A 21,865-nucleotide genomic window follows, 5' to 3' on the forward strand; every position below is an offset into this window, starting at 1 on the left:
AGAAAACCATGCGCATTGTCATAGCCCCGGATAAATTCAAGGGTTCACTCTCCGCGCCGGAGGTGGCCGCGCATCTGGCCGCCGGTCTGCTGGCCGCGGAGCCGGGGCTGACAGTGGAGCAGATTCCAGTGGCCGACGGCGGCGAGGGGACTTTGGACGCCGCCGTCGCCTCCGGCTTCACCCGCCGGAGTGTGACGGTGGCCGGGCCAACGGGCCGCCCGATCACCGCGGACTTTGCGGTCCGCGGTCATCAGGCGGTCATCGAAATGGCAGTGGCCTCCGGGCTCGCCGTGCTCCATAACGGCGAACTGTCGGCACTGACCGCCACCAGCCGTGGCACCGGAGACCTGATCCGGGCCGCCCTGGATGCCGGGTGCACGGACATTGTCCTCGGCGTGGGCGGCAGCGCCTGCACCGACGGCGGCGCCGGACTTCTCAGCGCCCTGGGCGTGAAACTGCTGGACGAACGCGGGCAGAAATTGCCCGACGGCGGCGGCGCCCTGGCGCAGTTGGCCGAAGTTGGCGTCTGCGGGCTGGACCCGAGGCTGGCAACGGCAACCATCGTGTTGGCCAGCGACGTGGACAATCCGCTGCTCGGGCCAAACGGTGCTGCGGAAATCTTCGGCCCGCAAAAGGGTGCCTCACCGGCGGATGTGCTGGCGCTCGAACACGGTCTGGAATGCTATTTCCGGCTGCTCTCCAACGCCATCGGCACCCATGCCGTCACCAGCTCCGATGCTCCGGGAGCGGGCGCCGCCGGAGGTGTGGGCTACGCCGCCCTGGCCGTTCTGGGCGCGGAGCGCCGCCCCGGCATCGATGTGGTTTTGGACTTCACCGGCCTGGACGGCAGAATTGCAGGGGCGGATCTGGTCATCACCGGCGAGGGCAGCCTGGATGGGCAAAGCCTGGGCGGCAAAACGCCGATGGGCGTGGCGCAGGCGGCCGCGCGCGCCGGCATTCCTGTAATCGCCGTCTGCGGCCGCACCACCCTTGATCAGGACACGCTCTCCAGTGCCGGGTTTGCCAAAACGTATGCCTTGACCGACCTGGAACCGGACGTCAGCATCTGCATCAGCGATGCGGCAGCCCTCCTGGAACGGCTGGGCCGGCGGATCGCTCTGGACTGGGCCGAGGGTGGATCCATCACCGCCGATCTGGGCAGCACCGCACCACGCAACCTACGACTTTGATACCAAGGAGCCCTTCCATGTTTGACCTCGTCATCCGCGGCCAGCGAGTCCTCACCGGTGACGGCATAGCCGCGCGTGAGGTGGGCGTCCGCGGCGGCGTAATTGCCGCCGTCGAACCCCTCGGTACCGGCCTTGAAGGCACCCGCAGCATCGAGCTGGCCGACGACGAAACCCTCATTCCCGGCCTGGTGGACACGCATGTGCACGTCAATGAGCCCGGCCGCACCGAGTGGGAGGGCTTCGCATCCGCCACCCGGGCCGCTGCCGCCGGCGGCGTCACCACCATCATCGACATGCCGCTGAACAGCATCCCACCAACGACGACGGCCGACGCCCTGGCGCTCAAGCGCAGCGTTGCGCGGGACCAGGCCTTCGTGGACGTCGGTTTCTGGGGCGGTGCCGTGCCCGGCAACACCGGCGATCTGCGCGGCATGCATGACGCCGGCGCGTTCGGCTTCAAATGCTTCCTGATCCACTCCGGCGTGGACGAATTCCCGCATCTGGAGCCGGCCGAGATGGAAACGGACATGGCCGAGCTGGCGACGTTCGACTCGTTGCTGATCGTGCACGCCGAGGACTCCCGCACCATTGAGGAAGCCCCCGCGACCCCGGGCACCCACTACAGCGATTTCCTGGCCTCCCGCCCGCGCGGAGCCGAGAACGTTGCCATCGCGGCCGTTATCGATGCCGCCCGCCGAACCGGCGCACGAGCCCACATTCTGCATCTGAGCTCCTCCGATGCCCTGCCGCTGATCGCCGCGGCCAAGGCCGAGGGCATCAAGCTGACCGTGGAAACCTGCCCGCATTACCTCACCCTGATGGCCGAGGAGATCCCCGACGGCGCCACCGCGTTCAAATGTTGCCCGCCGATCCGCGAAGCAGCCAACCGTGAATTGCTCTGGGCCGGGCTGCAGGACGGCACCATCGACTGCATCGTTTCCGACCACTCCCCCAGCACCTTGGATCTCAAGGACCTGGAAAACGGCGACTTCGCCGTGGCGTGGGGCGGCGTTTCCTCGCTGCAGCTGGGACTGTCGCTGATCTGGACCGACGCCCGCGAGCGCGGCATCCCACTGGAGCAGGTCATCTCCTGGATGTCCGCAAAACCCGCCGCACTTGCCCGGCTGGGCGCGAAGGGCCAGCTGGCAACGGGGTACGACGCCGACCTCGTGGTCTTCGCTGCCGAGGAATCCTACGTGGTGGACGTTTCCAAACTTAAGCACAAAAACCCGATCACGCCCTACGCCGGTAAAACCCTGACGGGTCTGGTCCGGAAGACCTTTTTGCGCGGGAATGAAGTGGACGGGAAAACGCCCACCGGGAATCTGCTGTCCCTCGGGAACGTGGGCTAAGGGCCGACGCACCCCGGGGCATTTAGCCCTGTGGCCGGTCTCTGTCGTTTTGGTACTCTCAAAGCGGCAGAGACCGTTTCATTGGGAGCCCTCGCCGGCAGGATCCGCCCAGCTTTACCGGACATAATGGTCTCATGAGCATAGTGAAAATCAACGCCATCACCGTTCCTGCCGACAGCGGTGACGAGCTCGCGCAGCGCTTCGCCGCCCGCGCAGGTGCTGTCGACGGCCAGGACGGATTCGAGGGCTTCGAACTCCTCAAGCCCACCGACGAGCGCACCACCTGGCTGGTCGTCACCCGCTGGCGGGACGAGGAATGCTTCGAGGCATGGAAGAACTCGCGCAGTTTCGGGGCCGGGCACCAGCAGGCTGAACCCGGACAGGACGACGGCGATGCTCCGCGCCAGCGGCCTGTCGGCCTTTCCGCTGAGCTATGGAGCTACGCCGTGGCCGGCGGTAGCGGCAGCCTACTCAGCTTCTGAAGGCAACGCCTCATGGCTCACATGAGGGCATGGTCAATCATGGTCAGGACGGGCCCATCAGCACGGTGGTCTGCACGGTCGCGACGCTCGGTCGCGACGGCACGCTGCTAAAGCCGAACCTGACCGGCGGCCGGATCTACGCCAGCCCGCCAACGTCGTGGCCGTCCCAGCTCACCATGGCCGAATCGATCCGCCGCACATCGGTGACCCCGTAAAACTCCTGGCGTGCGTCCCGGGCGGAACCGGCGGTCTGAACCCCTGGACTCAGCCGTGCTGCCACCGGACTGATGGCGCGCAGCCAGCACGGGTGAACCGCCAAATTCCGGGGCAACAGCGCCGCCGCATAGCCCAGAGCAGACCTGGCTCCGACAACCGCACGGATCCGCAATGGCCCGGCCTCGACCACCAGATTCTCCGCGTCACTCCCAGCGTCCAACGAGGCCGTTAGCGGCACCAACCGCGTCTGGTCAAAGCCGTAGGTGCTGCCAATAAAGTCAGCTACTTCCGCATTTGGCGCCAGCAGAATCCTGCGGCCGGAGGCCAGCTCCACCATCACATCCGCGAACGGCCCAAAGGGCGACTGCGCCCACACACCAACCACAGCGCGGAGACCGGACGCTGTCCCCAGCCCCGCTATATGGCCGGAAAAAACCATTCGCGACCGGTATTCGGCGATGTCGTCAGAGCCGATACATCAGTTGGTGTGGTGCGGTCCGGCCACCGCTTCGGCCAGCTTCCCGAGCGAGCCCTCCAGCTGGTGCGCCTCTACCACCGGGAAGGAGATCTGCCGCAGCACGTCCTTGTCCGTCACCTGGCTCCAGTCGTACGTGAGCGAGACTTTGGTGGAATCCGGCGCGGCCGCTTCCAGTTCCCAGACCCATTCCCAGCCGGCCGGTTCCTTGCCTGCCTCGGCCGTCTTCCAGGCCAGCAGCTTGTTCGGATCGAATCCCACCACATGGTTATCCGTCTGGTACTCACCGCCCATCTTGTCCCAGAACATGTTCATCGTGAACACCTGCCCCACGGCAGTGATCCGATCCGTCTTCTCATCCGACTGCACCATCCCCGAGCCATCCAGCTCGGCGTGGTTCGCCGGGTTGCTCAGGAGCTTAAAGATCTCCTTCGCCGGGGCATCGATCACGCGGTCAACTGTCAGTTTTCCTTCGGTTTCAGTCATCGTCCAAGCATTGCGCAGTTTGCTGAGCAATTCCAGTGCACCGAATGACGGCGGCGGCGGCGGCCATCAGGCGTTGCGGGCTCGGCTGCGGACGACGCAGGGATCCATCCCGGAATATCGACGCACCGCCCGTGGTTGCCGCCACCATGACCATCCAGAACACCCAAACCAGCCAGACGCCGTCGACCATTGACCTCAAGGACCTCGGCACCGTGCACCGCCTTGGCTTCGGCGCCATGCGGATTGTCGGCGACGGCGTGTGGGGCGAGCCCGCTGACCGCCGCACCGCCATCGCCGTCGTCCGCCGCGCCGTCGAACTCGGCGTTGACTTCATCGACACCGCAGATTCTTACGGGCCGAATATCAGCGAGGAAATCATCGCCGAGGCCGTGCACCCCTACGCGGACGGCCTGAAAATCGCCACCAAGGTCGGATTCACCCGCACCGGACCGGACCAGTGGGTACCGGTGGGCCGCGCCGAATATCTCCGTCAGCAGACCGAGCTGAGCCTGCGCAAGCTCAAGGTGGATGCCTTGGACCTGCTGCAGCTGCACCGCATTGACCCCAAGGTCGACGCCGAGGAGCAGTTCTCCGTGCTGCGCGACCTGCAGCAGGAAGGCAAGGTCAAGGCGCTGGGACTCTCGCAGGTCAGCGTCGACGAACTCAAGGCAGCCGGCAAATTCTTCACCGTCTCCACCGTGCAAAACCGCTACAACCTCACGGACAACTCCTCCGAAGACGTGCTGGACTACGCAGAAGAAAACGGCATCGGCTTCATCCCCTGGGCACCCATTTCCGCCGGCGAACTCGCCAGGCCGGGCGGCGCGCTGGATGAAGCCGCCAAGCGGCTAGGGGCGACGACGGCGCAGGTCGCGTTGGCATGGTTGCTGCGCCGCTCCTCCGTGATGATGCCGATTCCCGGCACCGGGACGGTCAAGCACCTCGAGGAAAACCTGGGCGCGGCCGCTGTCGTGCTCGATGATGCGACTTTTGCGGAGCTAAGCGCCGCCCGGCAGTCCCAATAAATTCCCACCACCGGGCTTACGCCCCGAATAGGAGAAACACAATGGCCAACATACTCATGGTCGTCTCGGCCGCAAATCACCTCACCATGAAGGACGGCAGCGAACACCCCACCGGCTACTGGGCCGAAGAACTCGCTGTCTCCCATCGCCTGCTGCTCGACGCCGGCCACACCGTGCACATCGCCACCCCCGGCGGCAGGAAGCCGACCGTGGATGAGGTCAGTTTGGCCCCTGAGGCCGCCGGCGGACAGGAAAAGGCCGATGAACTGCGGTCCTACCTCGCCGGCATTGACACGGAGCTGTCATCGCCGCTGGTCCTCGCCGACGTCGATGCCAGCAGTTACGACGCCGTCGTCATGCCTGGCGGTCACGGACCCATGACCGACCTTTATCAGGACGCTGATCTGGGTGCTCTGCTCACATCGATGGACGCAGCAGAGAAGATCATCGCCCCGTTCTGCCACGGCCCGGCGGGTCTGCTCAGCGCAGTCGACGGTTCGGGAACATTCCTCTTTGCCGGCCGCCGCCTCACCGTGTTCACCGACCACGAAGAGCTGCACGGCGGCACGGGCCCCAATACGCCATGGTTCGTGGAGACCGTGCTGCGCAGCAAAGGCGCCCTGGTGGAAACCGGCCCGGACTGGACCTCCCACGTGGTCCGTGACGGGAACCTGATTTCCGGCCAGAACCCGCAGTCCAGCGAGGACGTTGCCCGGCAAGTGCTGGCCGCCTTGACCGAGTAGTTGGTGGCCCAGCTCAGAGAACCTGCGCGCGTGCGGATCCATCAGCTGGTGGATCCGCACGCGCCTGCCGTTCGCCGGTATCTTTGGGAGCAGCGCCGACATGGTCACCTTCGCTTCGCGGCTATTCAAAATCGGAAGATTCCTCAGCCAGGGACAGATACGTCCCACCCAACAGCTCCTCCCACGACGGACAGCTCCGAATACGCGACGGCGCGGCGCGGCGCAGCACTCCTGGTCCTGCTGGCTCAGGACTGGCCGCCCCAGCCGTTCGCCGCCGCCGTCGTCGTCGGCTTTAGGCCGCACTCGTACTTCGGCCCACGGCGACCAGGGTGACCTCCCGCAGTTCCCCCGCTTCGGCGACCAACGTCAAATACGTGCACGCCGGCTGCCGCCGCCTGTCCGTGGGCGAGCCTGGATTGAGCAGCCGCAGGCCACCTGGCGCAACAGAATCCCAGGGAATGTGGCTGTGCCCGAAAACCAGCACGTCCGCGTCCGAAAACCGCGCGGCACACCGTGCCTCCCGCCCCGCTGCAGGCCCGGTTTCATGCACCATGGCGAACCGTAGGCCCTCGATCATTACCCGGGCCACCTCCGGCAAGCGCCCCCGCAGCCCGTCGCCGTCGTTATTGCCGTAAACTCCCACGAGACGGGGCGCGCGGCGCTCGACGTCGTCCAGGACTGACTCGTGGGTCCAGTCACCGGCGTGGAAGACGACATCCGCCGCCTCGATCGCGGCCAGCACCTGCGCGGGGAGAGCCCTTGCGCGTTGGGGGATGTGGGTGTCGGAGAGCAGGAGTAGACGGGTGGTCATGCAGCTATCCTGCCACCACGAACCGAAGGGGCCGCCGCCGTCGTTCGGGCACTGCAACTTAGGCTAACGTCGCGGTTAGCGGAACAGCCCGCTGTAGGCATTCAGCGCGAGCTGGCCACCCAGGTGCGCGTAGAGGACGTTGCTGGCGGCTGGAATCTCGCGGCTTGTGACCAGATCAATCAGGCCGGCCAGGGACTTGCCCTCGTAAACCGGGTCCGTGATCATCCCTTCCAGGGAGCCGCCCAACCGGATCGCGTCCAGGGTCGATTCGACAGGGATGCCGTAGAAGTCTCCGGCCCAGCCTTCCAGCACGTTGATTTCGTCGTCGCGCAGTTCACGTCCCAGACCGATCAACTCGGCTGTGTTGCGCGCGATTCGTGCGACCTGGTCACGGGTTTTCTGCAGCGTGGCCGAGGCGTCAATGCCGATCACGCGGCGCGGCCGGTCCTGGCCGGCAAATCCGGCGATCATCCCGGCATGGGTTGAGCCCGTGACAGTGCAGACCACGATGGTGTCGAAGAAGATCCCGAGGTCCTTCTCCTGTTGTTCCACTTCATAGGCCCAATTCGCGAAGCCAAGGCCACCGAGCCTGTGGTCGGAGGCACCAGCCGGGATGGCGTAGGGCTTGCCGCCGGCTTCTTCCACCTCGTGGATGGCCTGCTCCCAGCTGCTGCGGATGCCGATGTCGAACCCGGCGTTATCCAGCGTGACGTGGGCGCCCATGATGCGGGAGAGCTGGATGTTGCCGACCCGGTCGGTCAGCGGGTCGGGCCAGTCCACCCAGTTTTCCTGCACCAGGCGCGCTTTGAGCCCGAGCTTGGCCGCCACTGCTGCGACCTGGCGCGTGTGGTTGGACTGATAGCCGCCGATCGAGACCAGAGTATCGGCGCCCTGGGCCAGCGCGTCCGGGACCAGGTACTCCAGTTTCCGGGTTTTGTTGCCGCCGAAGGCCAGCCCGCTGTTGACGTCCTCGCGCTTGGCCCAGATCTGCGCGCCGCCCAAATGCTGGCTCAGCCGCGGCAGCGGGTGCACCGGGCTGGGCCCAAAGGTGAGGGGATAGCGTTCAAAGTCGGTAATGGCCACAGGATCTCCTTGAAGAAGGGTGCGAGACGTTTGGGCGTCAAACGCGTTGGACGCCATCTGCACGAGCTGGCCAACATGTAATATATTGCAGCCCCTAAAGGCCGCGTGTCAAGGTTCCAAAAGATGGCCGACGGCGGCGGCCGGGCACCCTCGTCCGCCGCCCCGCTGAAGGGGAAGCAGCGGACGGCCGGGGCGGAGAACCGAGGGGTGTGTATAGTATGTGCAGCATGCCCACCCCTTCCATTCAAGGCGTGCACAAGCGCTCGCTCCTGCGCGACGACGTGTACCAATCGCTCCGCGATGCCATCGTCGACGGAACATTCGCGCCGGGTGAAAGGCTGAAGGATACCGAGCTGGAGCAGTGGCTGGGCGTCAGCCGGACGCCCATCCGGGAGGCACTGTTGCGGCTGGAGCGCGCGGGCCTGGCCATCGCCGTGCCCGGACGGGCAACCATTGTTGCTCCCTTTGACCTGGCGTCCACCATCAGCGCACAGCAGGTGGTGGCCGCTATGCACGAACTGGCTGCCCGGTTGGCCGTTCCCTTCCTGACGGCGGAGCGCCTAGCCGCGATGGAGGAAGCCAACGCGCGTTTCGCCATGGCCTTGAAGGATCAGGATGTGGACGCCGCGCTGCTGGCGGACGATGCCTTCCACGACGTGTTCGCTGCACACTGCGGAAATACGGTGCTCCCCGAGGTACTGGAACAAAGCACTCCGGTGCTGCGCCGGGTGGAGCGGGTCCATTTCGCGTCCTTTGCCGCCCGGACCTCCGTGTCCCAGCACGCTGAAATTATCCGGTTTGCCCGCGACGGCGACGCGGAGGGCGCGGCCCGGGCCAGCCGGGACAACTGGCTCAGCCTGCGCTACACGCTGCCGTATCGAGGTACCTTGACAGAGCCCTTGTGACAGGTTGACCGGCGACACCGCCGCCGCCCGCGCTCTGCCACAATGGCAAGCATGGGACACGCCGAAAAAGGACTTGAACTTCGCATCTCGCTGGACGGGATCGCGCCGCCGATCTGGCGGTCGATCCGTGTCCCAGAGAACATTGAGCTAGCGCAGCTGCACCGGGTGATCCAGTTGGCGTTTGGCTGGGAAGACCGCCATCTGCACCAGTTCACCGCCGGAACCGGCCCGGACACGCAACGAATCCTCTCGGATGAAGAGACTGCCCGGGAGATCGGGGTGGAAGCCGAGACCGGCGTTTCGCTGACCTCCGTGCTGGAGACCGCGGCGGGCTCCGGCAGCGCTGGCAGCGCTGCCGCCGCCGGGACCCAGGCCGGCACGCTGGCGTACGAGTATGACTTCGGGGATTCCTGGGACCACACCATCACGGTGACCGGCCGATGCCTGCTCCAGGACGGTCAGGCTGTCTGCACCTCAGGCGATCGCCGCGGCCCGGTGGAGGATTCAGGAGGCATCGGCGGCTACACCCAGCTGTGCGAGGTGCTCGCGAATCCACGGCATCCGCAGTATGAGGACCTGGCCGATTGGTATGCCGGGGCCGCGTCGACGATCGGCACCGGTGACGCTGCCCCGTTTGACGCCGAGGCCTTCGATATCGATGCCGTCAACGCGAAACTGGCCCGTTTTACCTTGCTGCGCAACGCCGGCCCGCCCACCGAAACCGAGCTCGCCGCCGTCGTCCGTCCCGTCCGTTGGCTGCTGCAGCGCGCCGGTACCGATGGCCTGGAGCTCACGGCGGCCGGCTACCTGAAACCGGCAGTGGTGCGCACGGCGGTGGCGGAGCTGGGCTGGCAGGAACGCTGCTACGGTTCGGTTAATCGCGAGGACCAGGCCATTCCGGTGATGGCGCTGCGGGAGAACTGCCAGCACTGGAAGCTGCTGCGCAAAGCCAAGGGCAGGCTGGTCTTGACGCCGGCGGCACGGAAGATGGCCGACGACGACGCCGCCTTGTGGGCCTACGTGCGCGAACGTTTTGCCTTGCCTGCCAGCAACGCCGCGGACCTGGTGCACCGCGTGGTTGTCAGCTGGTTACTGGAAGACACCATGCCCGAATGGAACGCCATCGGGGGGATGCTGGCCGATATCCTAAATAACTCGATGTTCCGGATGCCCGGCGGCGCGCCGGTAGAAGAGCTGGATGCAATGGGCCTGTATCGGGATCTGCGCTGGTCCCTGGGCTGCCTGGACCTTCGGGAACCGGAGGGAAAGTTCGGCAAACAGGGCCCGCTCACGCTGGCCGGAATCAAGTTCCTGCTCGACGTACGGCAGCGCAGGAGCCGGGAATATCCCTAACTGCTACGGTTTCGATTGCGCTGATGGCCTGCTGAACACGATGCCCAATCGGAGCCTCATCGGCCAGCTACCGGCCGACGTCATGAGCATCGCGATGTTTCCGCTCAGAGTCCCGAGTCACGGCTCTCGTTGCGCGTAATGCGTTCCCCGGTACCGGGATCCACTATGGATCGGCTCTCAGTGACCCGGCGTTGACGGTGCGAGCCGCTCATGACCAGCGAGATAATCAATCCCAGTACACCCACGATCAGCAAAATGTAACCGACCAGATGCAGATCAATGTAGGGGACGGCGCTGCCGTCGATGGCAAAAGCCAGAATGGCTCCCACCGCTATCAGGAAAATTGACGATCCGATTCTCATGCTGAACCTCCTTGTGTGGCGGCAGTGCCGGGGCTCTGCCGCGTGTGTTGCCGGCCGTGAGAGCAGCGTACCTCACAAGGCTGCCGCGTTGGGGGACCGCCCCGGCTATCCGGCAGGCTGCGCGATGACCATCTCCTCGCTGCGCTCCCACAGCGCCCTGGCCAACCCGGCGTCGTCGGCCTGCTTGTTTGCCTTTGCCACCTTGCGCTTGGCATAGTACTGTCCGGAAACCCAGTCCGTTCCCGGTCGCGTGGTTGCCAGCCAGACCAGCGTGTCTGCGCCCTGCGCGGGGGTCAGCATGAACCTGCGCAGCAGGCCCTTGTAGGCAAAACGCATCGGGCTCTGCGACTCCGCTGAGAAGTTCGTTGCCACCCCTCCCGGATGGAACGCCGCCGTGGTCAGTCCCTGCCGCCCGTACCGGCGGTCAAGTTCCTTCGTGAACAAAATATTCGCCAGTTTGGCATTGCCATACGCCCGGTTCGTGCCGTACTTCTTTTCGGCGTCCAGATCATCGATGTCCAGATGACCGAAGAAACTGTTGGCCACGCTGGAGGTATTGATCACCCGGGCCTTGCTCTCCAGCAGTACGTCCAGCAACAGGGTCGTCAGCAGGAACGGTGCCAGATGGTTTACCTGGAACGTCTTCTCGTGCCCGTCCACGGTCAGCCCACGGCGCCCCATAATACCGCCTGCGTTGTTTGCCAATACGTCGATGCGCGGATACTTTTCCTTCAGTGCTGCTGCCAGCCCGCGCACCTGGTCCAGCTGGGCAAAATCGGCGAGGAAGTACTCCGCGCCGAGTCCGTCGGCGATCGCCTTGGTCTTTTCCGGCGACCGGCCGACGACGACGACCCGGTCACCTCCGGCGCTCAGCGCCTGCGCTGCCGCTGCACCGATTCCGTCGCTCGCTCCGGTGATGATGATCGTACGTTCTGCCATGGCTAGTCCTTCGGGTTGTCCAGCATGAGGTCCTCGGTGCGGGGATAGCTACTGATGATAGAACGGCGCCGGCGGGTCGGTTGTTCCACACTGATGGTGCTCCGCGGGTAACGTATGCGCACATGGTAATACCAGCTAACCATCAGTGGGCTAACATGAGGTTCCCAGCTTTTCGTCATACGTCAACTTCGCTCGCTAAATTCCATGGGGGAATCATGGGTACAAAACCGCCCATCTCACGCCGAAAAACAGGGACCATCCTGGCGGCCACCGTTGTGCTGGCCTTCGCGGCCGGATTAGTTTCCTGTTCTGCTGCACCCAAGCCAACCTCAGGCGAGGTTGTCCGCATTGTTGATGGCGCCACCCTGGTTGTCACCATCAACAAACGGGATCAGACCGTTCATTTGCTCAATGTCGATACGCCGCAGCCGAAGGATGCCAGCAGCCCCGTTGAATGCCTGGAACCCGAAGCCGAGGCCTATCTGAAGAGCACGATGCCGCCCGGCAGCCATATCACTATGGAGCTCGATGACCCCATACCGGACCAATCCGGTCGGATCCTGGCCGCAGTATATAACGAATCGGGGCAGTTGGTCGATGCAGGAGTAGCCAGGAAGGGTCTGGGGATTCCTGTCTCGTCCGGGGCAAATACGAAGTACCTTGCAACGGTCCGGGCAGCCCACGATGAGGCTCGGGCCGCGGGCATCGGATTGTTCAGCACCTCGATACCATGCACCCTGCCGGCCCAGATCGAAGAAAGCATGACTGCGCTCGAAACATCCATGGACTCAGCAGCAGCGCAGACTTCCGGTGCTGCCGTTACCGCCATCGCTGCTGCCGTTGCCGCGCTGGCTTCGGCCAAGGTGGTCCACACCCTGCTCTCTGCCGGAACCGGTTCAACCAAACCCATTCTTTGGGCCGCGTTCAGCGCCGCGGACGTGTCGCGACACCTCGCCCGTGTCACGGCGGGGATCGACCGGATGAACGCCACCATTCCTGTATTGGAGAACCGCCGCGACGAGCTGCTGGCCGCTGACACGCGGGCCGCGGCTGATAAGGCAGCAGCCGAGGCTGCCGAGGCTGCTGCGGCAGTTGCGGCGGAACAAGCTGTCGCCGCACAAGCGGCACGAGAAGCGGCGGCACAGGACGCGGCAAGTCGGGAGGCGGTAGGGGTCAGCAATCTTCCGGCACCGTATGTACCTCCTGCTCCCCCGCCCTACGTCCCTCCTGCTGCGCAGCCCTATGTTGCGCCCCCGGTGGCGCCTGCCCCTGCCAAGGGTTACACGGGCCCGCGCTGTTACGCCCCGGGCGGAAAGACGTACCGGCCCTGCTGACGGTGTGTCTGGGGTTTCCTTTCGACAGCCGCCGGCGGGTCGGTTGTTCCGGACTGGAGGCGTGGCCAGGCAGCGCCGGGGGCTAACTGTTCTGCCCGCGGGCCGCCACCTGCCACGTATCAGCCACGGCGCCGTCGACCATCACCATCAGTTCGTCGGCCAGGTTCACCGCCGCGCACACGTGATTCGGCACCACACGGACCAGCTCCCCCAGATCCGGGAGCGCCGCACCGTCCGGGAATTTTACGGTCGCATGGTGTTCGGAGAGCGCTGTGATGCGTGCGTCCGGGTGATCCGGCAGCCGGCCGCCGCCGGTGGCCCAGGCCGGCCAGTCCGCGCCGAGCGTTTTGCTGCCGGAATCCACGATGATGTGCTGGCCATGCCGGCTGACCGTCGTTGCCACCGCCCAAAGGGCAACGTCACCCCACCCGCAGGTGCCCATTTCTACCTGCTGGGCGTCATTGAACAGATAGACCCCAGGACGCATCTCGGTGAGTATTGCAGCGTCGGCAACTGCCGCCGTCGGCGTCGAACCGCCGCTTACCACGGTGGCTTTCAACCCGGCAACGGCGAGGGATTCCACCGCGACGGCGAGCGCCTGTGCCTCATCCTCCGCGGCGCTGCTTTGGGTCCCCCGACCATAACCGTGGCCGGGGAAGGTAAACACCCCGCGGACATCGAGTCCGGCCTCCGCGGCAGCTCGGGCCAGAGCACCCGCGTCGGCCGGGGCCGCGCCGCTGCGGTGATGGCCACTGTCCACTTCTACCAGCACCCCGATCGGGGCTCCCGCCGTTGTCGCAGCGAGTTGGCGTGCGCCCTCCGCGGAGTCAACGCCGACGGTCAGCGTGATGTTCTCCGCCAGCGCCCGCAGCCTGGCACCCTTTCCTTCGTCCGCCCACAGGGGAAAGGCAATGAAGATGTCGGTGACGCCGGCCACCGCGAAGACCTCCGCTTCGCCCAAGGTCGCGACGGTCAGCCCCACGGCGCCGAGTTCGATCTGCCGCATAGCCAGCTCCACTACTTTATGTGTCTTGGCGTGCGGCCGCAGGGCCAGACCCCGTGCCGCAGCAGCGTCCGACATTGCAGCCAGGTTCGTCTCCACGATGGCGGCGTCCACGGCAAGGAATGGAGTTGGAGGAAGGTGGCTGGCGTTCAGGCTGTCGGTCATGGACCCATCGTGTCAGGAATCCGAGGGGCGGGCCAAGGCGGCCGGCCGCGCCGGACAGGCTGTACGGGCAGGCGCAGCGCTGCCGCAGCCCTACTGCGCATTTCCGGTGCCGAGCATCCGGGCTATCTTTTCCTCGAGCGCCGCCACCGTCACATCGGGCAGCACAATCAGGCCGTCCAGCTCCCGGCGGGCGCGGCGGTAAGCGGTCTGCCGCTCGGACGGGGTGGCGGCGTTATCCACGGCAATGGTAATCAGCTTGCGTGCGGTGGCCAGTCGCTGGCGCTCCGGGCCGGTGAAGCTGCTGTCCTTGACCCGACGGGCCTCCCGCTCGGCCACTTCAAACGCGACTTCATACCCGTTGACGGCGGCGCGGTACTCATCCAGCCGGCTCTTGGCCGTGATTTCGCCGGCCTCCGCTGGCCGGAGGCCATCGGCCTCCCGTTTAGCGCGCAAAAATGCGACGGTGAGCGGTTCGCGCACGTCCGTCATCATCGGAAAATCAATCAGCTTCCCAACGTCAAGTTCGTAGTCCAGCCAACGCTTATTGACGCCGTCGTGCGTGAGCATCAACTGCGCGACCTCCTCGGCGCGCACCTGGTCTATCCGCAGCGCCTGGTTTTTGACCTGATACAGCTCAAGTCTGCGCTGATGCCTGCGTTCGCCGGCCTTGGACCATGACCGTGCCCAGCCGCCCACGACACCGCTGAGGGGAAAGACCAGCCACCAATAATGGCCCGCAAAATCGAGTATGGACTGCACGCTTCCATCGTCCCATTCCCGGCCCGGCTCAGCCAGACCCCTCGTTTCCACGACGGCGCTCGATTGCCGCTCAGGGGCTGACACGCAAAGACTTGGGTGATAGACAGAAGGATGCCCACTCACCAGTGCCACCCCAACAGTGACCATCATCCCCTCCGCCCCGCCGGACCTGCCCGCCGCACTACTGCCGCCGCCGCCGTAGTTACGGTTGTCACTCATCCCGCCGCCCGTTCGGACGGTCACTAAGATGGGCCGGATTGAGGACTACGCGATCATCGGTGATCTGCATACGGCGGCGCTGGTGGGCACCGGTGGCTCCATTGACTGGCTCTGCCTGCCGAACTTCGACTCGCCCGCGTGCTTTGCGGCACTGTTGGACGACGACGGCGCCGGCCGCTGGCTACTGGCTCCGGAAGCGGGTGGGGTGTGCACCCGCCGGCAGTATCAGCACGGCACGCTGATCCTGGAATCGGAGTGGGACACCGACGAGGGACGGGTGCGCGTCACGGACTTTATGCCGCCGCGCGACGAAGTTGCCGACGTCGTCCGCATTGTTGAGGGGCTCAGCGGAACCGTCCGCATGCGCGGCGAGCTGGTACTGCGCTTTGACTACGGCCACATTGTGCCATGGGTGCGTAAACATGGGGCCGGCATCCTGGCGGTGGCTGGCCCGGACGCGGTGCTGCTGGCGACCCCGGTGCCCGTGCAGGGCGAACACATGAGCTCGGTGAGCGAATTCTCCGTGAGCGCCGGCGAAAAAGTCCCGTTTGTGCTGACCTGGCATCCCAGCCATCAGACCCAGCATCGGACGCGGAAAGTCGATCCGGACAAGGCGCTGGCGCAGACGCAGGAGTACTGGGCGCAGTGGAGCGGGCGCAGCAAGGCCAGCGGACCATATAAGGAGGCCGTGCAGCGCTCGCTCATTACCCTCAAGGCGCTGACCTACCTGCCCACCGGAGGCATCGTGGCGGCCGCGACGACATCCCTGCCGGAGCAGATCGGCGGCCCACGGAACTGGGACTACCGGTATTGCTGGTTGCGGGATGCCACCCTGACGCTGCAGGCGCTGCTCGCCGCCGGCTACACGGACGAGGCGACGGCTTGGCGGAACTGGCTGCTGCGTTCTGTCGCCGGGGATCCGGCAGATCTGCAGATTATGTATGCCATTGACGGCCGGCGGCGCATCCCAGAGGCCGAGTTGGAATGGCTGCGCGGCTTTGAAGGATCCTCGCCGGTGCGCACCGGAAACGCCGCGGCGGACCAGCTGCAGCTCGATGTCTGGGGCGAGGTGCTGGACGGCTTGTCCCTGACCCGCAATGCGCTGCTGAAGGCCAATGACAATTCCTGGGCCGTGCAGACGGCGCTGATGGAGCACCTGGAAACCGTCTGGGACAAGCCGGACAACGGGCTGTGGGAAATGCGCGGGCCACGGCGGCACTTCACGCATTCAAAGGTGATGGCGTGGGTGGCGGCGGACCGGATGGTGAAGGGGATACGGAATTACCATCTGGATGGCCCGGTGGACAGGTGGGAGGCGCTGCGGGACACCATTCACGCGGACGTGATGGAACACGGTTTCGACGCGGGCCGCAACACCTTTGTCCAGTCCTACGGCAGCACCGAACTTGACGCCAGTCTGCTGCTGATCCCGCGCGTGGGGTTCCTGCCACCGGATGATCCGCGCGTCGTCGGCACCATCGACGCGATCCTGCAGGACCTCTCCCAGGACGGTTTCGTCATGCGGTACCGTCCGCAGACGAGCGACGACGGCCTCCCGGGCGGGGAGGGCGTGTTCCTGGCCTGCTCCTTCTGGATGGTGGATGCGCAGCTCGGGGCCGGGCGGCGCCGGGAGGCCACCGAACTGTTCGAACGGCTTCTGGCGCTGCGCAACGACGTTGGCCTGCTCAGCGAGGAATGGGACACGAAGTCCGGCCGCCAGCTGGGCAACACTCCGCAGGCGTTTAGCCATTTTGCACTGGTCAACAGTGCCATCCAGCTCCATCACGGGAAGGCGCACCGCAGCGACGCTCCGGTTCCCGACTCGGCCCCGTGCGCAGGTGCCTAGGATGGGCTCATGACGCAGACACGCGCAGAGGAGCACCGTTTGGCCGACGAACCAGCAGACGAATTTCTTTGGCTGGAGGACATTCACGGGGATGAAGCCATCGCCTGGGTCCGTGAGCACAATGACCGTACCGATGCGCAGCTGCTGACCGATGAATACACGGCACTGGAAGGCCGGGTGCTGAAGGTCCTGGATTCGGCCGATCGCATCCCGCTGGTGAACAAGCGAGGCGATTGGTACTACAACTTCTGGCGCGATAAGTCGCATCCCCGTGGGCTGTGGCGGCGAACCACATGGGCGCAGTACCAGACCCGCACCCCGGAATGGCAGGTCCTGCTGGATCTCGATGAGCTCTCCAACGAAGAAGACCTGCCCTGGGTCTGGGCCGGCGCATCCCTGCTCAGGCCTGCTCAAGGCTCGGACTACCGACGCGCGATGGTGGCCCTCTCCGCCGACGGCGCAGACGCGGTCACCTACCGCGAATTCGATTTGGCCGCGCAGAACTTTGTCCCAGACGGCTTCTTTCTGCCCTCTGCCAAGACCCGGCTCAGCTGGCGGGATGCCGACACCCTCTACGTGGGAACGGATCTTGGAGCGGGCTCCATGACGGCATCGTCCTACCCCTCCCAGTGCCGGATCCTGCACCGCGGGCAGTCGTTGGCGGAGCTGGCGGGCACTGCGCCTTACTTCGACGTCCCCGAACACCATCTCAGCGGCGGTGTTTCGCACGACCGCACGCCTGGCTTCGAACGTAACATCGCCTGCGATGTGATCGACTTTTTCCGCAGCAGGACGTACCTGCGCCACGACGACGAATGGGTGCATATTGCTGTTCCGGACGATGTGAACGTCTCCCTGCACCGGCAGTGGCTGCTGCTGCGTCCACAAACGGATTGGGAGCTGGACGGGACGATTCACCTGGCCGGCAGCCTGCTGGTGATTGAACTTGCAGCCTTCCTCTCGGGCGACCGGCAGCTGCGGACGGTGTTCGTCCCGGATCTGCACACCGCCCTGCAATCATGGAGCTGGACTTCAAATTTTATGCTGCTGAACCTGCTCCAGGACGTTTCGGCAGCCGTGACGGTCCTCGATCCGGACGCCGAGTGGGCAGGCCATGACCTGGCCGGCTGTCCGCCGTTGCACTCGGGCGAAGCCTTTGCCGTCGACGACGAGGATCCCGCATGTGGCGACGACTACTGGCTGTTGGTCAGTGGCTTCCTCACACCCACGACCCTACTCCGCGGGACCCTCTCAGCTGCCATGCCTGCTGACAGGTCAGCCGAGGCGGGCGCTGCGGTCGCCGCCCGGGCCGGCGAGACGGCCAGCCTGGTCCGGCAGGCGCCGTCGTTCTTTCAGGCGGACGACTTGGAGGTCCAGCAGCACTTCGCCGACTCTGCCGATGGCACGCGCGTCCCGTACTTTCAGGTGGGGCGCCGGGACCTAGTGCTCGACGGCGCCAATCCAACGCTGTTATCCGGCTACGGCGGATTCGAGGTATCCCGTACGCCCGACTACAGCGGCGCCCTGGGCAGGACCTGGCTGGAACGGCGGACCGTTATCAGCGGGATCGAACGCGGCGGCGTCTATATAGTGGCCAATATCCGCGGCGGCGGCGAGTACGGACCGCTTTGGCATAGGGCCGCACTACAGGAGAACCGGCATAGGGCCTACGAGGACTTCGCCGCGGTGGCGCGGGATCTGAAGGCGCGCGGGGTCACCAGTCGGTCGTATCTGGGATGCACGGGGGGCAGCAACGGCGGCCTGCTCGTGGGCAACATGCTTACCAGCTATCCGGACTTGTTCGGCGCCATCTCCTGCGGTGTGCCCCTGCTTGACATGCGGCGATACTCGAAACTCTCCGCCGGCGCGTCTTGGATTGCGGAGTACGGCGACCCCGATGTGCCCGAGCAGTGGGAGTATATCCGCACGTTTTCCCCGTACCACTTACTGCGCGAAGGCCTCGACTATCCGCCAACCTTTCTTTGGACCGCCACCTCCGACGACCGGGTCGGGCCGGTCCAGGCCCGCAAGATGGCAGCTCGGATGGAAGCCATGGGCATCCCCGGAGTCTTGTTCCACGAAGCCCTGGAAGGTGGACATGCCGGAGCCAGCAACAACCGGCAGGCAGCCCGACTGCACACAGCTTCCCATGAGTTCCTCTGGCGACACTTGGCTGGTTGAGCAGGACGGGGCGCGCAAGGGGGGCCCCAAGGAGGGGGTCTCCCTTGGGTACACGTCCGCACTAGCTGATTGACATCCTCCGGGCTGGTTGCCATCAGGCGGTGAACGGGTGTTCACTGGGTGATGACCTGCTGTTCACAGCCCGTTTAGCCCCCGCCGCACTCGCCCGGCCCCGTTCCGCGCGAATTTTTCCGAGAGGTTCCTGTGCCCTCGCACTCAGCGAAGACCACCACCCGCAGACCCACGGGTCTCATCGTCGTCATCCTCTGCCTTTCCGGGACCGTGGTGTCGCTGCAGCAGACCATGGTGATTCCGCTGCTGCCGGATTTCCCCAAGATCCTGAACACCAGCCCGGACGATGTCTCCTGGCTGGTTACCGTAACGCTGCTGACCAGTGCGGTCGCCACGCCCATCGTCTCCCGGCTGGCGGATATGGTCGGGAAGCGTCGAATGATGATCGTCGCCATGGTTCTCATGGTGATCGGCTCCGTCATCGCGGCGTCGGGCGGCAATTTCGTCACGCTGGTGACCGGCCGTGCCTTCCAGGGCTTCGCCGCGTCACTGATCCCGGTCGGCATCAGCATCATGCGCGACGAGTTGCCCAAAGAGAAGGTGGCCTCAGCAGTCGCCCTGATGAGTGCCACACTGGGCATCGGCAGCGCGCTGGGCCTGCCGCTGTCCGGGATTATTTACGAGGCACTGGGCTGGCAGGCCATCTTCTGGCTGTCGGCCGCCGTCGGCATCGCGTTGATCATCGCGGTGCTGGCCATCGTGCCGGAATCGGAGCTGCGGACCCGCGGCCGGTTCGATTTCCTGGGCGCCGCGATGCTCTCGATCGCCCTGACCGCGCTTTTACTGGCAATTTCCAAGGGCGGCAGCTGGGGCTGGAGCAGCGAGCCGGTGATCCTGCTGTTTATCACCACGGCGGTGGTGTTGGCCGTGTGGTTCCCGTTCGAGCTACGGGTCAGCCAGCCAATGGTGGATCTGCGCACATCTGCGCGCAGGCCGGTGCTGCTGACCAATATTGCCTCGATCCTGGTCGGCTTTTCGATGTATGCCAATATGCTTTCCACCACGCAGCAGCTGCAGATGCCCAAGGTTTCCGGTTATGGATTTGAGCTCAGCGTGGTGGTCGCCGGGCTGTGCATGGTGCCGTCGGGCCTGGCCATGGTGGCCCTCGCTCCGATTTCCGCCGTCATCACCAAGCGGTTCGGGGCCAAGACCACGCTGATTGTCGGTGCGCTGGTTTTGGCGGTCTCCTACGTGGCCCGGGTCTTCCTCAACAGCGAGATCTGGATGATCGTGGTGGGCGCTATGGCGGTCAGCATGGGCACCGCAATTGCCTATGCTGCGATGCCGACGCTGATCATGCGCTCGGTGCCGATTACGGAGACGGCCTCCGCGAACGGTTTGAATTCGCTGTTGCGCGCGGTGGGAACCTCGACGGCGTCCGCTGCCGTAGCTGCCATCCTCACCTCGGTGGTGATGGACCACAACGGAGTGTCGCTGCCGACGCTGGATGCGTTCCAATTCATCTTCTGGCTTGCCGCCGTCGCCGCCTTGCTCTCGGTGGGCGTAACGGCTTTCATTCCTAAGTTCCTGACAATGGCAGTTGGGAAGGTGGCCGACGGGCGCGCCGCTGGCTCCGCTGTCGGTCTCCCCGGACCGGCTCCGGCCGGCGCGGTTCCGGTCCCGGCCGCGGCACAGTCGGCAACGGCACAGTCGGCAACGGCACAGTCGGCAACGGCACTGGCCTTCACAAAACTGCCGGGTAGGGCAGCGTCCGGCACAGCACTGCCGGGCACGCTGAAGTCAACGGCCGACGACGCCGCCGCCAAGACCACGGGCAGCGACGCGGAGATTGTGGTCAGCGGCACGGTGGTCGGCGTCGAGGGCCGGCCCATCCGTAATGCGGTGGTCAATATCCTCAGTACCGACGGAGCGCCGGTGGACTGGAGCCGGGCCAATAATGACGGCGGATATTCAGTGGTGCTGCCCGGTCCGGACCGTTATCTGGTGGTCTCCAGCGCCGATGGCTGGGCGCCGCATTCGCAGGCCCTAAATTTCACTGATGCCGCCAGCTGGCAGCAGATCGTCCTGTCCCGGCGCCTGACCCTGGCCGGAATGGTCAGCGGAGCTCAGGCGCCCGGGGACGCCGCGCTGGTCACGTTGACCCGGCCCACCGGGGAGTTCATCGCGTCCACGCACACCAGGGACGGCAAGTATGAACTGCCGTTGCCTCCCACCGGACGCTACATTCTCAGCACCTTGGACGCCCAGGGGGAAACGGCGCGCGCCCGGCAGATCACGGTAGCGGGCCAATCCGCCGTCGTCGACTTTGCGGCACCCCTTAATGCGGGGGTGCTGACGTGATGGTTAGCGCGGCCGCAGCGGGCAGCGCCACCCGGAAAGCCATAGTCGATGCCGGCCGCGGCCTCTTCGGCGAGCGGGGTTACAGCGCCGTGACAATTAAGGACGTCGCCGCCCGCTCCGGTTTCTCCCCGGCGATGGTGATGAAGGTGATGGGCAGTAAGGCCGAGCTGTACAGCGCTGCCGCCCCGGAAGCCCCGAACCTGGATGATTCGGGCAGCGGTGAGCCCGTGGGATATCAACTGGTGCGTCGAATTGTCACGCGCCGAGATCAGGGCGAGGCCGAGCCCTGGGCCATGGTGCCGATATTGATCCACGACGCTCCCGATCCGGACGAGGCGCAGGTAACGTTCAGGGACAGGTATGTGGGCCGGATTTCGGAGTGGATTGGCGATACGGAGCCCGGGCTGAGGCGCACAAAACTGGTGGTCTGCGCGCTGCTGGGGCTGGGTGCCGGAGTCCGGACCCTTGGCATTCTTGCGCCCGGCGAGGCAGGCAGTGAAGCGTTGATCAGTGAATATGGCGCCCTGGTGCAGGGAATTATTGACGGCAGTGTTTAGGCGGGA

Annotated in this window: 20 protein-coding genes; 12 read left to right on the plus strand and 8 right to left on the minus strand. The window is 65.3% G+C overall.

The annotated features are described in order from the left end of the window. The first annotated feature begins 8 nt into the window (after positions 1 to 8). The 3 genes from OS914_RS08875 to OS914_RS08885 all read left to right on the plus strand — a co-directional run bounded on the left by OS914_RS08875 (position 9) and on the right by OS914_RS08885 (position 3,024). Positions 9 to 1,190 carry a glycerate kinase gene (locus OS914_RS08875; protein ID WP_267545699.1) on the plus strand — a complete coding sequence of 394 codons (1,182 nt, stop codon included), beginning with the start codon at positions 9 to 11 and terminating at the stop codon, positions 1,188 to 1,190. A gap of 17 nt (positions 1,191 to 1,207) precedes the next feature. After that, the gene (gene allB / locus OS914_RS08880) at positions 1,208 to 2,542 is read left to right on the plus strand and encodes an allantoinase AllB (RefSeq protein WP_267545700.1); all 1,335 of its coding nucleotides are present in this window, start codon (positions 1,208 to 1,210) and stop codon (positions 2,540 to 2,542) included. Between the two features lie 134 nt (positions 2,543 to 2,676). Beyond that, positions 2,677 to 3,024, plus strand: coding sequence for an antibiotic biosynthesis monooxygenase family protein (locus tag OS914_RS08885; RefSeq protein ID WP_267545701.1), 348 nt, complete (start codon positions 2,677 to 2,679; stop codon positions 3,022 to 3,024). 136 nt (positions 3,025 to 3,160) lie between these two features. On the opposite strand, the gene OS914_RS08890 is transcribed toward OS914_RS08885, so the two are convergent. Then, the gene (locus OS914_RS08890; protein ID WP_324290642.1) at positions 3,161 to 3,679 is read right to left on the minus strand and encodes a hypothetical protein; all 519 of its coding nucleotides are present in this window, start codon (positions 3,677 to 3,679) and stop codon (positions 3,161 to 3,163) included. 39 nt (positions 3,680 to 3,718) lie between these two features. After that, positions 3,719 to 4,201 (minus strand): SRPBCC family protein, encoded by a 483-nt coding sequence (locus tag OS914_RS08895; protein WP_267545702.1) that lies wholly within the window; start codon positions 4,199 to 4,201, stop codon positions 3,719 to 3,721. 146 nt (positions 4,202 to 4,347) lie between these two features. On the opposite strand from OS914_RS08895, the gene OS914_RS08900 reads away from it, so the two are divergent. Together OS914_RS08900 and OS914_RS08905 are read left to right on the plus strand one after the other, a co-directional pair. Then, positions 4,348 to 5,226, plus strand: coding sequence for an aldo/keto reductase (locus OS914_RS08900; RefSeq protein WP_267545809.1), 879 nt, complete (start codon positions 4,348 to 4,350; stop codon positions 5,224 to 5,226). Positions 5,227 to 5,267: 41 nt separating this feature from the next. After that, positions 5,268 to 5,969, plus strand: a complete 702-nt coding sequence (locus OS914_RS08905) for a type 1 glutamine amidotransferase domain-containing protein (RefSeq protein WP_267545703.1) — start codon at positions 5,268 to 5,270, stop codon at positions 5,967 to 5,969. A 292-nt stretch (positions 5,970 to 6,261) separates the two neighbouring features. Here OS914_RS08905 and OS914_RS08910 read toward each other — a convergent pair whose 3' ends face one another. Both OS914_RS08910 and OS914_RS08915 read right to left on the minus strand, forming a co-directional pair. Then, a complete protein-coding gene (locus OS914_RS08910) occupies positions 6,262 to 6,780 on the minus strand; it encodes a metallophosphoesterase family protein (RefSeq protein WP_267545704.1) in 519 nt (172 codons plus the stop codon). Between the two features lie 75 nt (positions 6,781 to 6,855). Continuing rightward, a complete protein-coding gene (locus OS914_RS08915; protein WP_267545705.1) occupies positions 6,856 to 7,863 on the minus strand; it encodes a 1-aminocyclopropane-1-carboxylate deaminase in 1,008 nt (335 codons plus the stop codon). A 227-nt stretch (positions 7,864 to 8,090) separates the two neighbouring features. On the opposite strand from OS914_RS08915, the gene OS914_RS08920 reads away from it, so the two are divergent. Together OS914_RS08920 and OS914_RS08925 are read left to right on the plus strand one after the other, a co-directional pair. Continuing rightward, on the plus strand, positions 8,091 to 8,768 hold the full coding sequence (locus tag OS914_RS08920) for a GntR family transcriptional regulator (protein WP_267545706.1): 678 nt from the start codon (positions 8,091 to 8,093) through the stop codon (positions 8,766 to 8,768). Positions 8,769 to 8,819: 51 nt separating this feature from the next. After that, on the plus strand, positions 8,820 to 10,121 hold the full coding sequence (locus OS914_RS08925) for a plasmid pRiA4b ORF-3 family protein (RefSeq protein ID WP_267545707.1): 1,302 nt from the start codon (positions 8,820 to 8,822) through the stop codon (positions 10,119 to 10,121). A 104-nt stretch (positions 10,122 to 10,225) separates the two neighbouring features. Here the strand turns inward: OS914_RS08925 and OS914_RS08930 are convergent, their stop codons facing one another. Then, positions 10,226 to 10,483, minus strand: coding sequence for a DUF6458 family protein (locus tag OS914_RS08930; RefSeq protein WP_267545709.1), 258 nt, complete (start codon positions 10,481 to 10,483; stop codon positions 10,226 to 10,228). A gap of 105 nt (positions 10,484 to 10,588) precedes the next feature. Continuing rightward, complete coding sequence (locus OS914_RS08935) at positions 10,589 to 11,422, minus strand: SDR family NAD(P)-dependent oxidoreductase (RefSeq protein ID WP_267545710.1); 834 nt, start codon at positions 11,420 to 11,422, stop codon at positions 10,589 to 10,591. A 215-nt stretch (positions 11,423 to 11,637) separates the two neighbouring features. Here OS914_RS08935 and OS914_RS08940 point away from each other — a divergent pair, with 215 nt between their 5' ends. Further along, positions 11,638 to 12,756: a thermonuclease family protein gene (locus OS914_RS08940; protein ID WP_267545711.1), complete on the plus strand. Its 1,119-nt coding sequence runs from the start codon at positions 11,638 to 11,640 to the stop codon at positions 12,754 to 12,756. Positions 12,757 to 12,838: 82 nt separating this feature from the next. Here OS914_RS08940 and OS914_RS08945 read toward each other — a convergent pair whose 3' ends face one another. Together OS914_RS08945 and OS914_RS08950 are read right to left on the minus strand one after the other, a co-directional pair. Next, positions 12,839 to 13,924 (minus strand): alanine racemase, encoded by a 1,086-nt coding sequence (locus tag OS914_RS08945; RefSeq protein ID WP_267545712.1) that lies wholly within the window; start codon positions 13,922 to 13,924, stop codon positions 12,839 to 12,841. 90 nt (positions 13,925 to 14,014) lie between these two features. Next, positions 14,015 to 14,902, minus strand: coding sequence for a hypothetical protein (locus tag OS914_RS08950; RefSeq protein WP_420713909.1), 888 nt, complete (start codon positions 14,900 to 14,902; stop codon positions 14,015 to 14,017). A gap of 28 nt (positions 14,903 to 14,930) precedes the next feature. Between OS914_RS08950 and OS914_RS08955 the strand changes: the two genes are divergently transcribed. The 4 genes from OS914_RS08955 to OS914_RS08970 all read left to right on the plus strand — a co-directional run bounded on the left by OS914_RS08955 (position 14,931) and on the right by OS914_RS08970 (position 21,859). Then, positions 14,931 to 16,748 carry a glycoside hydrolase family 15 protein gene (locus OS914_RS08955; RefSeq protein WP_267545713.1) on the plus strand — a complete coding sequence of 606 codons (1,818 nt, stop codon included), beginning with the start codon at positions 14,931 to 14,933 and terminating at the stop codon, positions 16,746 to 16,748. Positions 16,749 to 16,757: 9 nt separating this feature from the next. Beyond that, positions 16,758 to 18,929 carry a prolyl oligopeptidase family serine peptidase gene (locus tag OS914_RS08960; protein WP_267545714.1) on the plus strand — a complete coding sequence of 724 codons (2,172 nt, stop codon included), beginning with the start codon at positions 16,758 to 16,760 and terminating at the stop codon, positions 18,927 to 18,929. A 204-nt stretch (positions 18,930 to 19,133) separates the two neighbouring features. Continuing rightward, a complete protein-coding gene (locus tag OS914_RS08965; RefSeq protein WP_267545715.1) occupies positions 19,134 to 21,302 on the plus strand; it encodes an MFS transporter in 2,169 nt (722 codons plus the stop codon). Next, complete coding sequence (locus OS914_RS08970; RefSeq protein WP_267545811.1) at positions 21,302 to 21,859, plus strand: TetR/AcrR family transcriptional regulator; 558 nt, start codon at positions 21,302 to 21,304, stop codon at positions 21,857 to 21,859. The genes OS914_RS08965 and OS914_RS08970 overlap by 1 nt, the downstream gene beginning before the upstream one ends. Positions 21,860 to 21,865 lie beyond the last annotated feature (6 nt).

The organism is Arthrobacter endolithicus (genome assembly GCF_026627425.1).
Classification (GTDB): Bacteria; Actinomycetota; Actinomycetes; order Actinomycetales; family Micrococcaceae; genus Arthrobacter_M.

Coding starts and splice junctions, on each gene's coding strand:
- OS914_RS08875 (WP_267545699.1), top strand. CDS start 9: ATGCGCATTGTCATAGCCCCGGATAAATTCAAGGGTTCACTCTCCGCG.
- allB (WP_267545700.1), top strand. CDS start 1,208: ATGTTTGACCTCGTCATCCGCGGCCAGCGAGTCCTCACCGGTGACGGC.
- OS914_RS08885 (WP_267545701.1), top strand. CDS start 2,677: ATGAGCATAGTGAAAATCAACGCCATCACCGTTCCTGCCGACAGCGGT.
- OS914_RS08890 (WP_324290642.1), bottom strand. CDS start 3,679: ATGGTTTTTTCCGGCCATATAGCGGGGCTGGGGACAGCGTCCGGTCTC.
- OS914_RS08895 (WP_267545702.1), bottom strand. CDS start 4,201: ATGACTGAAACCGAAGGAAAACTGACAGTTGACCGCGTGATCGATGCC.
- OS914_RS08900 (WP_267545809.1), top strand. CDS start 4,348: ATGACCATCCAGAACACCCAAACCAGCCAGACGCCGTCGACCATTGAC.
- OS914_RS08905 (WP_267545703.1), top strand. CDS start 5,268: ATGGCCAACATACTCATGGTCGTCTCGGCCGCAAATCACCTCACCATG.
- OS914_RS08910 (WP_267545704.1), bottom strand. CDS start 6,780: ATGACCACCCGTCTACTCCTGCTCTCCGACACCCACATCCCCCAACGC.
- OS914_RS08920 (WP_267545706.1), top strand. CDS start 8,091: ATGCCCACCCCTTCCATTCAAGGCGTGCACAAGCGCTCGCTCCTGCGC.
- OS914_RS08925 (WP_267545707.1), top strand. CDS start 8,820: ATGGGACACGCCGAAAAAGGACTTGAACTTCGCATCTCGCTGGACGGG.
- OS914_RS08930 (WP_267545709.1), bottom strand. CDS start 10,483: ATGAGAATCGGATCGTCAATTTTCCTGATAGCGGTGGGAGCCATTCTG.
- OS914_RS08935 (WP_267545710.1), bottom strand. CDS start 11,422: ATGGCAGAACGTACGATCATCATCACCGGAGCGAGCGACGGAATCGGT.
- OS914_RS08940 (WP_267545711.1), top strand. CDS start 11,638: ATGGGTACAAAACCGCCCATCTCACGCCGAAAAACAGGGACCATCCTG.
- OS914_RS08945 (WP_267545712.1), bottom strand. CDS start 13,924: ATGACCGACAGCCTGAACGCCAGCCACCTTCCTCCAACTCCATTCCTT.
- OS914_RS08950 (WP_420713909.1), bottom strand. CDS start 14,902: ATGAGTGACAACCGTAACTACGGCGGCGGCGGCAGTAGTGCGGCGGGC.
- OS914_RS08955 (WP_267545713.1), top strand. CDS start 14,931: ATGGGCCGGATTGAGGACTACGCGATCATCGGTGATCTGCATACGGCG.
- OS914_RS08960 (WP_267545714.1), top strand. CDS start 16,758: ATGACGCAGACACGCGCAGAGGAGCACCGTTTGGCCGACGAACCAGCA.
- OS914_RS08970 (WP_267545811.1), top strand. CDS start 21,302: ATGGTTAGCGCGGCCGCAGCGGGCAGCGCCACCCGGAAAGCCATAGTC.